Source organism: Enterobacter sp. C4G1, from assembly GCF_052886895.1.
Window position 1 is genome coordinate 705,008 of the sequence record NZ_JBQVVV010000001.1, and the last position, 13,224, is coordinate 718,231.

A 13,224-nucleotide genomic window follows, 5' to 3' on the forward strand; every position below is an offset into this window, starting at 1 on the left:
AGAATCGCCATGGCATCGTTGATTCAGGTTCGTGATTTACTGGCGCTGCAAGGGCGTATGGAGGCAAAGCAGTTGAGCCTCAGCCTGCATACGCCGCAACCGATGATCGATGCCATGCTTGAAAAACTGGAGGCGATGGGGAAAGCCATGCGAATTCAGGAAGATGCAGACGGTTGTTTATCCGGCAGTTGCAAAAGCTGCCCGGAAGGAAAGGCCTGTCTCAGGGAGTGGTGGACGCTTCGTTGATAATGCCGGGAAAGCAGAGCGCTTCCCGGCGTTTTTATTACTTATACACGTCCGCGGTTGCGCGTACGTTTTTGGTTTGTTTTTCCGCACTGGTCACGACGTAGTACGTACCGCCCAGTTCATCTGCCTTTTTAGACAACTCTTTTCTCGCGTCCATTGGCGCGGTGGTGTCAGAGGTCGTGATCTCACCAATTTTGGTCAGATTCATCCCGGCAAGCTTATCTTTTTCCAGCTCTTTAGCTGCAAAAACACCAAATGACAGTGACCCAATAACCAGAGAAGTGACAATACCTGTAACAAGTTTCATAACCATGACTCTCCATAGGATTGTAATTTTGATTATCGTAGGCAGTTCGACCGCAACGATATGATGAGTATTGTTGCGGTGTGTAACTTTTGCCAGGCTGGATGGAAAACAATCAGTTTAAACGTTGACTTAACGCAACGAGAGCGGAACAAAATTCAGCGGGATGGGAGATAAACGGCGCGTGCGCGGCTTTCACAACCACATGTGATTCGCTTTGCGGCCACAGCGTATCCAGCAGCGGAACCACTTTACGTGGCACCAGCCCGTCCAGATAACCGTAGATCCGCAGATGCGGCAGGGCAAGCGTTGCCAGTGGCTCACGCAGGTCGACCGTTTTTAAAATCTCCAGCCCACCGTTCAGCACGTCAACGTCCGGCATCGGCAGTGACAACACGGTGTTTTTCAGCGTGCGGGCGTCTTGCCGTGCCGTTTCGGTACCCATTGTTTGCAGCGCCAGGAAGCGTTCCACGGTCCGCTGAAAATCTTCACTCAACTGCAGCTGGAACCCGGCCAGTACGTCAGGCTTAATACCAGGCCACGCGTCGCGTGCGCTAAAGCATGGCGAAGAGGCCACCGTCACCAGCGCCTGCACGCGTTCCGGGTGGGTCAGCGCAATCTTGCTTGCCACCAGCCCACCCAGACTCCAGCCGAGCCAGATGGCGTTTTGCGGCGCCGCATCCAGAACGTGCTGTGCCATCTCATCAAGCGACATCGCCTGATAGCCGTGGCTGCGGCCAAAACCCGGAAGATCAACCAGGTGCAACGTAAAATGCGAGGCCAGTTCCTCACTTACGCAATGCCATACTTCGGCGTTCAGTCCCCATCCGTGCAGCAGCACAAGATGGCAATTTCCCGTCCCTACGGTCTGCCACCACAGAGTCTTCATCAGTTACTGTTCTCTTTTTTCACAAGGAGGTTGCACATGCTAACAGTGCCTGGCTTGTGCTGGCTATGCCGAATGCCACTTGCCCTGAGCCGATGGGGGATCTGCTCAGTGTGTACGCGCGCGCTCATGCGCCCTGCCTGTGGGTGCCCACAGTGCGGTTTACCTGCCATGAACCCGAACATCCCTTGCGGGCGTTGCCTGCAAAAGCCACCGCCGTGGTGTGCGTTAGTGGCAGTGACGGATTACATCCCGCCACTGAGTGGGCTTGTTCACCAGTTTAAATTTTCCCGCCAGAGCACCCTGGCCAGCCCACTTGCCCGCGTGTTGCTCCTCGCGATTTTACAGGCGCGCCGCACGCGTATCTTGCCACATGCCGACTGCATCGTGAATGTGCCCCTGCACGCCCGTCGCCACTGGCGGCGTGGCTATAACCAGAGCGACCTGCTCTGCCGGCCGCTCGCTCACTGGCTGGGTTGTCGCTATCCCGAGTCTGCGCTCAAACGCGTTCACGCCACCGCGATACAGCACCAGTTGACTGCGCGGCTTCGCAAAAAGAACCTTAAAAATGCCTTTCGCCTTGAATTCGCGGTGAAAGGCCTCCATATCGCGATCGTGGATGATGTCGTCACTACGGGCAGTACCGTTGCTGAACTTTCCCGACTGCTTTTGCGAAGCGGTGCCGCGTCTGTTCAGGTATGGTGTCTGTGCCGTACCTTGTAGCCCTTCTTCAATGGGCGTATGATTATACCCAGGTAATTTAGTCAACTATTAGGCCAAAGCTATGATCCGTATTTCCGATTCTGCACAAGCGCACTTTGCCAAACTGCTGGCAAATCAGGAAGAAGGGACGCAGATCCGCGTGTTTGTGATCAATCCAGGCACTCCGAATGCAGAATGTGGTGTTTCTTATTGTCCCCCGGACGCTGTGGAAGCAACTGACACTGCCCTTAAATTTGAACAGCTCACCGCGTACGTAGATGAGCTGAGCGCACCGTATCTTGACGATGCGGAAATCGACTTCGTCACAGACCAATTGGGCTCTCAGCTGACCCTGAAAGCGCCAAACGCGAAAATGCGTAAAGTGTCTGACGATGCGCCACTGATGGAGCGCGTTGAATACCTGCTGCAATCCCAGATTAACCCTCAGCTGGCAGGCCATGGCGGTCGTGTTTCGCTGATGGAAATCACTGAAGATGGTCTGGCGATCCTTCAGTTTGGCGGCGGCTGTAACGGCTGTTCCATGGTCGATGTGACCCTGAAAGAAGGGATCGAGAAGCAGCTGCTGAACGAATTCCCTGAACTGAAAGGCGTGCGTGACCTGACCGAGCACCAACGCGGCGAGCACTCTTACTACTAAGTTGCCCGTCTGCTTGCCCGGTGGCGCTGCGCTTACCGGGCCTACAAAATGCGCGGTTTGATGCTCTCAGCCCGCTCCTTTCCCACGGGAAAGGGAGAAAATATTAAAAACGGTAACCTCTGGGTTACCGTTTTGCGTTTATCCCCCCAGATGTTGACCTGCGTCCCAGAATTTAAATTTTGCCTCCCAGGGTGATTCTCAATCACACCATGTTACCCGTATCATTCTCGTGGGCACTAAGCACCCTCATAACAGCCGACTAAACTTAATAGTTTCACAGGCATCAGTATTAGTGCCGTTAACGCTCTGTTCCCAGTTGGGACAATCGGAACTTGTCGTTGAAACAATGACGTTACCCATAACAATTCAAAGGCCAGGTAAATCATGCCATTAGTCATCGTCGCTATCGGTGTAGTCTTATTACTGCTCTTGATGATCCGCTTCAAACTGAACGGATTTATCGCTCTGGTTCTGGTGGCACTTGCAGTCGGTCTGATGCAAGGGATGCCGCTGGTGAAAGTCATCAGCTCCATTAAAGCCGGTGTCGGTGGTACTCTCGGCAGCCTGGCGCTGATCATGGGCTTCGGTGCCATGCTCGGTAAAATGCTGGCGGATTGCGGCGGTGCGCAGCGTATTGCGACCACGCTTATCGCCAAATTCGGTAAGAAAAACATTCAGTGGGCAGTAGTGTTAACCGGTTTTACCGTCGGTTTTGCACTGTTCTATGAAGTCGGCTTCGTGCTGATGCTGCCGCTGGTGTTCACCATCGCCGCGGCGGCGAACATTCCTCTGCTGTTCGTCGGTGTGCCAATGGCAGCAGCGCTGTCCGTGACGCACGGCTTCCTGCCGCCGCACCCGGGCCCAACTGCTATCGCGACCATTTTCCACGCAGACATGGGTAAAACCCTGCTGTTCGGTACGATTCTGGCGATCCCAACCGTGATTCTGGCAGGCCCGGTATTTGCGCGTTTCCTGAAAGGCATTGATAAGCCAATCCCGGAAGGTCTGTACAGCGCGAAAACCTTCACGGAAGAAGAGATGCCAGGCTTCGGTGTCAGCGTCTGGACCTCTCTGGTACCGGTGATTCTGATGGCAATGCGTGCTGTGGCAGAGATGATCCTGCCAAAAGGTCACGCGTTCCTGTCCGTTGCCGAATTCCTGGGTGACCCGGTTATGGCGACGCTGATTGCGGTGCTGATTGCGATGTTCACCTTCGGTCTGAACCGTGGCCGTTCAATGGATCAGATCAACGACACGCTGACCTCTTCCATCAAAATTATTGCCATGATGCTCCTGATCATCGGCGGTGGCGGTGCGTTCAAGCAAGTTCTGGTCGACAGTGGCGTGGATAAGTACATCGCCGCAATGATGCATGAAACCAACGTCTCTCCACTGTTTATGGCCTGGTCTATTGCTGCGGTTCTGCGTATCGCACTGGGTTCTGCAACCGTCGCAGCAATCACTGCCGGTGGTATTGTTGCACCGTTGATTGCAACTACTGGCGTCAGCCCGGAGCTGATGGTGATTGCGGTCGGTTCCGGTAGCGTGATTTTCTCTCACGTAAACGATCCAGGCTTCTGGCTGTTCAAGGAGTACTTCAACCTGACTATCGGTGAAACCATCAAATCCTGGTCGATGCTGGAAACCATCATTTCGGTGTGTGGTCTGGTCGGGGTTCTGCTGTTGAATATGGTTATCTGATGTAAAAAAGCCGGGTGGCACTGACGCTTACCCGGCCAACATTCTATTCCCTCTCCTACAGGGAGAGGGTTAGGGTGAGAGGAAACTACCGCTTCTTACCCACTGCCTTTCTGCGCTTATCCAAATCCTTAATCAGCTTGTTCACCCCATCATCGGCAAACATCTTCTCAAGCGTTACGGACAACTTACGGCGCCAGTTTTTGTACTGATAGCTGGTGCCCGGAATGTTCACCGGCTCAGGCATGTCTATCCAGTCTTCCGGCTGCAGACCCAGCAGGGCACTGTTGCTGTCAGCAATATAGCGCTGTAAGCCACGGTTGAGCGTTGAGGTCATCGCCATCAGCGACGCTTTATGCCCGGCACGTTTCGGCAGGCAGCCATGCTTATGCAGCGCATCCAGCAGACCCTGCTTCGCCAGCTCGCGATCCTGATACAGACCGCGTAGCACCTCTTCATCAGGATACAGTCCCAGCGTTTTGCCAAGGGTCAGATCGCCGCTTTCCCAATAGCCACGAAGCGTAGGAAGGTCATGCGTCGTCGCGACTGCCATTGACTGCTCCGGGTACGCTTTTGGCGCACGGAAGGTTTTCTCATGGTCGTTTTCAAAATAGAGCACTTTGTAGGAATACACGCCGCTATCACGCAGCTTGCTGACAATTTCAACCGGTACGGTACCCAGATCTTCGCCGATCACCATGCACTGATGACGTTTACTCTCCAGCGCCAGGATCGACAGCAGATCGTCCACCGGATACTGAACATAGGCCCCATGATCGGCCGTTTCGCCATACGGGATCCACCACAGACGCAGCACGGACATCACATGGTCAATACGCAGCGCTCCGCAGTTCTGCATGTTGGCGCGCAGCAGGTCGATAAACGGCTCGTAAGCACGCGCAGCCATCACGTGCGGATCCATCGGCGGCAGCCCCCAGTTCTGGCCGAGTGGACCAAGAATATCCGGTGGCGCACCCACAGAGGCTTTCAGGCAGTAAAGTTCGCGGTCACACCAGGTTTCCGCCCCACCCTCTGCCACGCCTACCGCCAGGTCACGGTACAGACCGATAGGCATCTTGTAACCCTGGCTTACCTGCCAGCAGGCCGCGAACTGGCTGTACGCCAGCCATTGCAGCCACAGGAAGAAATCGACTTCATCAGCATGTTTTTCGCAGAAGGCTTTCACTTCAGGTGTATCAACGGTTTGGTACGCTTCCGGCCATACCGGCCAGCCCCAGCGCATTTCGTCTTCTTTTACCTGATAAGCATGTAAGGCATCAAAAGCTGCCTGCCAGTAAAGGCTCTCACCTTCCTGGGTAACAAACTGACGGAAAGCTGCCACCTGTTCGTCATCGCGCTTCGCAAAACCTTTCCACGTCAGGCGCAGTGCAGCCATCTTCAGGGCGGTGACAGTGGCGTAATCCACCCAGTCAGCGTTGCGCGCCTGTTTCAGCGCCTGCTGAGTAGTGCTGAGTTTCCACCAGTCCTGGGCCTCTTTGCTGTTTTTGAAGTCATCTAAGGCGTTAACGTCGATGTAAATCACGTTCAGCCAGCGGCGAGACGACGGGCTGTACGGGCTGGCGCTCTCCGGGTTCGCCGGATAGAGCGCGTGGATCGGGTTGAGGCCGATAAACGCGCCGCCGCGTTCACCCACATCTGCCAGCATCTTCTTCAGATCGCCAAAATCGCCGATACCCCAGTTGCTGTCGGAACGCAGCGTGTAGAGCTGCACGCAGGCACCCCACAGTTTCTTGCCTTCCAGCAGTGCCTGCGGCTCATAGCAGCGCTTTGGCGCGACGATCACCCGGCAGTGAAAACGCTGGTCTTCCTGGGTGAGCGTTAAGGTGTGGTAGCCCTCCGGCAGCTTCGCCGGAAGGGTAAATGGTTTGCCACCGGTGGCGTGACCTTTATGCTGATGCCCTTCTTCAGTCGTGAGCAGCCAGCTAAACTCGCCACGCCCTTCCACCGCCAGCGGCATCTTTTTGCCTGCGGTAAAGACCTTTACATTCGGCACCGGGGCAACCGGCGCTTTCGCGTCGGCTTTGGTTTTGTGCATGGCATCCAGCAGACGTCTTTTGGTGTCCGCACCAATAGATTGCGGTTTGCCGTGAGCATTGATGTAACTGAGGCTGATCCCCGCCGCCTGCGCGGCACTGTCCAGACGTTTGCTATCCATTGCGCTTCCTTAACGTTTTGCCTGCCAGATACGAGCCTGATAATCGCGGATTGAGCGGTCAGAGCTGAACATCCCACAACGGGCAGTGTTCAGAATGCACGCACGGGTCCAGGCTTCCTGGTCGCGATACAGCACGTCGACCTGTTTTTGCGCTTCCACGTAGGCCGTGAAATCGGCCATCACCAGATACGGGTCACCGCCGTGTTTGTTCATGCTGTGCAGCATCTGGTCAAACGCATGTTTGTCGCCGTCGCTGTATTTACCGCTCTCCAGCTCTTTCAGCACTGCATCGAGCACCTTGTCTTTCTTGCGCCATTTCACCGGATCGTAGCCTTTGGCTTTGATGGCTTTCACCTGCTCAACGGTATTGCCGAAGATAAAGATGTTCTCTTCACCCACTTTTTCGGCGATTTCGACGTTTGCTCCGTCCAGCGTACCCACCGTCAGCGCGCCATTGAGCGCCAGCTTCATGTTGCCAGTACCGGAAGCCTCTTTACCCGCCGTGGAGATCTGCTCAGAGATATCCGCCGCCGGGATCAGCATTTCAGCCGCAGAGACACAGTAATCCGGCAGGAATACCACTTTCAGCTTATCGCCCACTTTCGGATCGTTGTTGATGGCTTCAGCAACCTTGTTGATTGCCAGAATGATGTTCTTCGCCAGGTAGTAGCCCGGCGCCGCTTTCGCACCGAACAGGAACACGCGTGGAACGCGATCGGATTTCGGGTTTTCGCGGATCTCTTTGTACAGCGCCAGAATGTGCAGCAGGTTCAGGTGCTGACGTTTGTATTCGTGCAGGCGTTTAATCTGGATGTCGAAAATGGCATTCGGGTTGATCTCAATCCCGGTACGTATTTTCACAAACGCCGCCAGGCGAACTTTGTTCTCTTGCTTGATGCTGCGGTACTGCTCGCGGAATTTCGCGTCGTCGGCGTATTTTTCCAGGTTGATGAGCTGGTCAAGATCGTTGGCCCACTCTTTCTTCAGGGTTTTATCCAGCAGCCCTGCCAGCAGTGGGTTGCACTGCTTGATCCAGCGACGTGGCGTGATGCCGTTGGTCACGTTGTGGAATTTGGTTGGCCACAGCTGGTGGTATTCAGGGAACAGATCTTTCACCACCAGATCGGAGTGCAGCGCGGCAACGCCGTTAACCGCAAAGCCGCTCACCACGCACATGTTCGCCATGCGGACCTGTTTGTCGTGAACCACAGCCAGCTTCGCCCAAACCTCTTTGTCACCCGGCCATGTCTTTTTCACCAGCACTTTAAAGTTGTCGTTAATCTTGTTGATTATCTGCATATGGCGCGGCAGCAGTGCTTTCACCAGCTTCTCGTCCCAGCATTCCAGCGCTTCTGGCATCAGGGTATGGTTGGTGTAAGCGAAGGTACGGCTGGTGATCGCCCATGCGTCATCCCAGCTCAGCTGATGCTCGTCGATCAGCACGCGCAGCAGTTCCGGGATAGCAATGGTCGGGTGCGTGTCGTTCAGTTGGATAACTTCGAAGTCTGGCAGTTGCGCCAGCTTGCGCCCCGCCAGATGGTGACGGCGCAGAATATCGGCCACAGAGCAGGCGCACTGGAAGTACTGCTGCATCAGGCGCAGTTTTTTACCCGCCAGATGGTTGTCGTTCGGGTAAAGCACTTTGGTCAGTTTTTCGGCGTCGATCCCCTGCTGCTCGGCACGCAGGAAATCGCCATCGTTGAATTTGGTGAGGTTGAACGGATGCGCGTGCTTCGCCTGCCACAAACGCAGTGGCTGCGCCACGCCGTTACGGTAACCCAGCACTGGCAGATCCCATGCTTCGCCGCTAATGACAAAGCCCGGTTCCCAGTGTCCCTCTTTCGACACTTTACCGCCGATGCCCACCTGCACATCGAGCTGCGCGTTGTGGCGGAACCACGGGTAGGTATTGCGATGCCAGTCGTCCGGTGCTTCCATCTGATGCCCATCAGCAAAAGACTGGCGGAACAGGCCGTATTGATAGTTCAGGCCATAACCAATTGCCGACTGGCCCACGGTTGCCATTGAATCCAGGAAACAGGCTGCCAGACGACCAAGACCACCGTTACCCAGCGCCGGGTCAATTTCTTCTTCCAGCAGATCGGTGAGGTTAACATCGTGTTCTTGCAGAACATCACCCACTTCCTGATACCAGCCAAGGTTCAGCAGGTTGTTGCCGGTCAGACGGCCAATCAGGAATTCCATCGAAATGTAGTTCACGTGACGTTGGCCTTTTACGGGCTTCACCACCGGCTGAGCATCCAGCTGCTCTGCGAGCGCACCGCTCACCGCCTGCCACCACTGGTGAGGCGTCATCTCGTTTGCAGCATGTAGGCCAAAACGCTGCCACTGACGCGTCAGGGCAGCCTGGAATTGAGCTTTGTTGAAGGTAGGCTGTGACATAGGGAATCGGCATCCTGTAGAGAGAAAAAACATGTTGGCGCTAGTGTGCCAGGCTCATTTCACCTCTTCCTCATCCTGTCGGGGATTAGACAGGGAGGAGTAGTGGGGATGAGCATAAAAGTGTGATCAAGGCCACTCAGTGAGCATAGCCGGAGTGTGCCTGGATAGGGAAAAGATAACCTGGAAGGGTGTCAAAAAAATGAAATGCAGTTTCGTAAAAAATTATTCCACGTAGAAATGATTACTTACGTAGAATAATATTTCTGCAATTAGGGAATATCCAAGAACACTATTTAGCTTGCTCAACTTTACCGAAACTTTATTAACTCTGACGTCACTATACCTTTCTGAAACCAGTTTCAGTTTATTCGCACTAAATGCATACAAGCCAGCATCCACGCGGCATGTGAGCCATTTTAAAAAGTTCCCCTCTTAGCCTGAATATTTTGTGACAGAGTGCAAATTCAGAGGCACAAAACCCAGACATAACTTGCAATAGTTCCCTTTCTGGCCGACCTTATATCTATTAATTACGAAGCGCAAAAAAAATAAAATCCCTCGTTCCCACAGTGAAGTGAAAACTATGTTGATTCCGTCTAAATTAAGTCGCCCGGTTCGTCTCGACCATACAGTGGTCCGCGAACGTCTGTTGGCTAAACTTTCCGGCGCGCATAATTTCCGACTGGCGCTGGTTACGAGCCCGGCAGGCTATGGAAAAACAACGCTCATTTCGCAATGGGCCGCAGGGAAAAATGATCTGGGCTGGTACTCCCTTGATGAGGGCGATAATCAGCAGGAGCGTTTTGCCAGCTATTTGATTGCCGCTATTCAGCAGGCGACCAACGGGCACTGCGTCACCAGCGAAGTGATGGTGCAAAAGCGCCAGTATGCAAGCCTGTCCTCCCTTTTCTCACAGCTGTTTATCGAACTGGCCGAATGGCATCGTCCGCTGTATGTGGTGATTGATGATTATCATCTGATTACCAACCCGGTTATTCACGAGTCGATGCGCTTCTTCCTGCGCCATCAGCCGGAAAACCTGACCCTGGTGGTGTTGTCGCGCAATCTGCCGCAACTGGGCATTGCCAACCTGCGCGTGCGCGACCAATTACTGGAAGTTGGCAGCCAACAGCTTGCCTTTACCCACCAGGAAGCCAAACAATTCTTCGACTGCCGTTTGACGTCCCCGATTGAGGCTTCCGAAAGCAGCCGCCTGTGTGATGACGTGGCTGGCTGGGCGACCGCGCTACAGCTGATCGCCTTATCAGCACGCCAGAACAACAGCCCGACACATCAGTCTGCACGCCGTCTGGCAGGGATCAACGCCAGCCATCTGTCGGATTATCTGGTGGATGAAGTGCTGGATAGCGTCGATCCTGCGACCCGTAATTTCTTGCTGAAAAGCTCCCTGCTCCGCTCCATGAACGACGCGTTGATTGTGCGCGTCACCGGCAGCGAGAACGGCCAGCTTCAGCTCGAAGAGATTGAACGTCAGGGCCTGTTCCTGACCCGCATGGACGACCCCGGCGAGTGGTTCAGCTATCACCCGCTGTTTAGCAGTTTCCTGCGCCAGCGTTGCCAGTGGGAGCTTGCCGTCGAATTGCCGGAAATCCACCGCGCCGCCGCCGAAAGCTGGATGGCGCAAGGTTTTCCGAGTGAGGCCATTCACCACGCGCTTGCCGCCGGTGATGCCAGTATGCTGCGCGATATTCTGCTCAACCATGCGTGGGGGCTGTTTAATCACAGCGAACTGACGCTGCTGGAAGAGTCCCTGAAAGCTTTGCCGTGGGAAAGCCTGCTGGAAAATCCGCGCCTGGTGTTGTTACAAGCCTGGCTGATGCAGAGCCAGCACCGCTACAGCGAAGTAAACACCCTGCTGGCTCGCGCAGAGCAGGAGATGGAAAGCGACATGGATACCACTCTGCACGGCGAGTTCAACGCGCTGCGTGCACAGGTGGCGATTAATGATGGCGATCCCGAAGAAGCTGAACGCCTGGCGATGGTCGCGCTCGACGAGCTGCCGCTGGCAAACTTCTACAGCCGCATTGTGGCCACATCGGTTCACGGTGAAGTGCTGCACTGCAAAGGCGATCTCACCCGTTCGCTGTCGTTGATGCAGCAAACCGAACAGATGGCGCGTCGCCACGATGTCTGGCATTACGCGTTGTGGAGCCTGATTCAGCAAAGCGAAATCCTGTTTGCTCAGGGGTTCCTGCAAGCCGCCTGGGAAAATCAGGAAAAAGCCTTCCAGCTCATTCGCGATCAGCATCTGGAACAACTGCCGATGCATGAGTTCCTGTTGCGTATTCGTGCCCAGCTTCTGTGGGCGTGGTCGCGTCTGGATGAGGCAGAAAGTTCTGCTCGTCAGGGCGTGGATGTTCTCTCCAGCTTCCAGCCACAACAGCAGTTACAGTGTCTGGCACTGCTGGTGCAGTGCTCGCTGGCGCGCGGGGATTTGGACAACGCCCGCAACCACCTTAACCGCCTGGAAAACCTGCTCGGTAATGGTCAGTACCACAGCGACTGGGTATCGAACGCCGATAAGGTACGGGTGATTTACTGGCAGATGACCGGCGACAAAAAATCCGCCGCCAACTGGCTTCGCCAGACGCCAAAACCTGAATTTGCCAATAACCACTTCCTGCAAAGCCAGTGGCGCAATATCGCCCGTGTGCAGATCCTGCTCGGCGAGTTTGAACCTGCCGAAATAGTACTGGAAGAGTTGAACGAGAACGCGCGCAGCCTGCGCCTGATGAGCGACCTGAACCGCAACCTGCTGTTACTTAACCAGCTCTACTGGCAGGCAGGGCGTAAAAACGATGCTCAGCGTGTGCTGCTGGAAGCATTACAGCTTGCTAACCGCACCGGCTTTATCAGTCACTTTGTTATTGAAGGCGAAGTAATGGCACAGCAGCTACGCCAGCTCATTCAGCTGAATACGCTGCCGGAGCTGGATCAGCACCGCGCTCAGCGTATTCTGCGTGAAATTAACCAGCACCATCGCCACAAGTTTGCGCACTTTGATGAGAACTTTGTTGAACGTCTGCTGAATCACCCGGAAGTGCCGGAGCTTATTCGTACCAGCCCGCTCACCCAGCGTGAATGGCAGGTGCTTGGACTGATTTATTCAGGCTACAGCAATGAGCAGATTGCCGGTGAACTGGCCGTGGCGGCAACCACCATCAAAACGCATATCCGAAATCTGTATCAGAAACTGGGTGTCGCACATCGTCAGGATGCAGTGCAACATGCGCAGCAGCTGTTGAAGATGATGGGGTATGGTGTGTAGGTTTTGTGTGGCCTGATGCCCTCACCCCAGCCCTCTCCCACAGGGAGAGGGCGAACAATTTGTAGGTCGGGTAAGCGCAGCGCCACCCGACACAACCGTTAGCACAGTTCCAGCTGCAAGTTATTATCTTTGATCACCTGCATCACACCCGCTGGCGGCATAACGTCGGTATACACCGCATCCACCATGCTGATGCTGCCCATATTCACCATCGCGTTACGGCCAAACTTAGAGTGGTCCACCACCAGCATCACATGGCGGGAGTTCTCAATAATCGCGCGCTTGGTGCGCACTTCGTGGTAATCAAACTCCAGCAGTGAGCCGTCGGTGTCGATGCCGCTGATCCCCAGAATGCCGAAATCAAGACGGAACTGAGAGATAAAATCGAGCGTCGCTTCGCCAATGATCCCACCGTCGCGGCTGCGCAATTCACCGCCTGCCAGGATGATGCGGAAATCGTCTTTTTGCATCAGCGTGTTGGCCACGTTCAGGTTGTTGGTCACTACACGCAGATTCTCGTGATCCAGCAGCGCGTGCGCGACCGCTTCTGGCGTAGTGCCGATATCAATAAACAGCGTGGCCCCGTTCGGGATCTGGCTGGCAACTTTACGGGCAATACGCTCTTTTTCTGCCGTTTGCGTCGCTTTACGGTCGTGCCACGAAGTGTTGACGGAACTGGACGGTAACGCGGCTCCACCGTGGTGGCGCAGGATACGGCTTTGATCAGCAAGGTCGTTCAGGTCACGGCGAATGGTCTGAGGGCTGACGGCAAACTGCTCTACCAACTCCTCGGTGCTAACGTATCCCTGTTTTTTAACCAGTTCGATAATAGCGTCATGACGTTGTGTTTGTTTCATGAAAT

10 protein-coding genes are annotated in these 13,224 nt (G+C 54.7%); 5 read left to right on the forward strand and 5 right to left on the reverse strand.

The window, feature by feature from the left end; translation table 11 throughout:
* The first annotated feature begins 9 nt into the window (after nucleotides 1–9).
* Nucleotides 10–246 carry a [Fe-S]-dependent transcriptional repressor FeoC gene (feoC, locus tag ACT9TW_RS03470; RefSeq protein WP_182062811.1) on the forward strand — a complete coding sequence of 79 codons (237 nt, stop codon included), beginning with the start codon at nucleotides 10–12 and terminating at the stop codon, nucleotides 244–246.
* Between the two features lie 37 nt (nucleotides 247–283).
* Here the strand turns inward: feoC and ACT9TW_RS03475 are convergent, their stop codons facing one another.
* Together ACT9TW_RS03475 and bioH are read right to left on the reverse strand one after the other, a co-directional pair.
* Nucleotides 284–553, reverse strand: coding sequence for a YdgH/BhsA/McbA-like domain containing protein (locus ACT9TW_RS03475; RefSeq protein WP_014072121.1), 270 nt, complete (start codon nucleotides 551–553; stop codon nucleotides 284–286).
* 112 nt (nucleotides 554–665) lie between these two features.
* Nucleotides 666–1,439: a pimeloyl-ACP methyl ester esterase BioH gene (gene bioH, locus ACT9TW_RS03480; RefSeq protein WP_182062812.1), complete on the reverse strand. Its 774-nt coding sequence runs from the start codon at nucleotides 1,437–1,439 to the stop codon at nucleotides 666–668.
* A 36-nt stretch (nucleotides 1,440–1,475) separates the two neighbouring features.
* On the opposite strand from bioH, the gene gntX reads away from it, so the two are divergent.
* The 3 genes from gntX to gntT all read left to right on the forward strand — a co-directional run bounded on the left by gntX (nucleotide 1,476) and on the right by gntT (nucleotide 4,497).
* Complete coding sequence (gene gntX, locus ACT9TW_RS03485) at nucleotides 1,476–2,159, forward strand: DNA utilization protein GntX (protein WP_446491657.1); 684 nt, start codon at nucleotides 1,476–1,478, stop codon at nucleotides 2,157–2,159.
* Between the two features lie 61 nt (nucleotides 2,160–2,220).
* Complete coding sequence (nfuA, locus tag ACT9TW_RS03490) at nucleotides 2,221–2,796, forward strand: Fe-S biogenesis protein NfuA (protein ID WP_014072124.1); 576 nt, start codon at nucleotides 2,221–2,223, stop codon at nucleotides 2,794–2,796.
* Between the two features lie 384 nt (nucleotides 2,797–3,180).
* On the forward strand, nucleotides 3,181–4,497 hold the full coding sequence (gntT, locus tag ACT9TW_RS03495; RefSeq protein WP_446491658.1) for a gluconate transporter: 1,317 nt from the start codon (nucleotides 3,181–3,183) through the stop codon (nucleotides 4,495–4,497).
* Nucleotides 4,498–4,582: 85 nt separating this feature from the next.
* Here gntT and malQ read toward each other — a convergent pair whose 3' ends face one another.
* The gene (gene malQ, locus ACT9TW_RS03500; RefSeq protein ID WP_446491659.1) at nucleotides 4,583–6,670 is read right to left on the reverse strand and encodes a 4-alpha-glucanotransferase; all 2,088 of its coding nucleotides are present in this window, start codon (nucleotides 6,668–6,670) and stop codon (nucleotides 4,583–4,585) included.
* Nucleotides 6,671–6,679: 9 nt separating this feature from the next.
* Nucleotides 6,680–9,073, reverse strand: a complete 2,394-nt coding sequence (gene malP, locus ACT9TW_RS03505) for a maltodextrin phosphorylase (RefSeq protein ID WP_446491660.1) — start codon at nucleotides 9,071–9,073, stop codon at nucleotides 6,680–6,682.
* 583 nt (nucleotides 9,074–9,656) lie between these two features.
* Here malP and malT point away from each other — a divergent pair.
* Nucleotides 9,657–12,362, forward strand: a complete 2,706-nt coding sequence (malT, locus tag ACT9TW_RS03510) for an HTH-type transcriptional regulator MalT (RefSeq protein ID WP_446491661.1) — start codon at nucleotides 9,657–9,659, stop codon at nucleotides 12,360–12,362.
* Nucleotides 12,363–12,460: 98 nt separating this feature from the next.
* Here malT and ACT9TW_RS03515 read toward each other — a convergent pair whose 3' ends face one another.
* Nucleotides 12,461–13,219, reverse strand: a complete 759-nt coding sequence (locus tag ACT9TW_RS03515) for a DeoR/GlpR family transcriptional regulator (RefSeq protein ID WP_182062817.1) — start codon at nucleotides 13,217–13,219, stop codon at nucleotides 12,461–12,463.
* Nucleotides 13,220–13,224 lie beyond the last annotated feature (5 nt).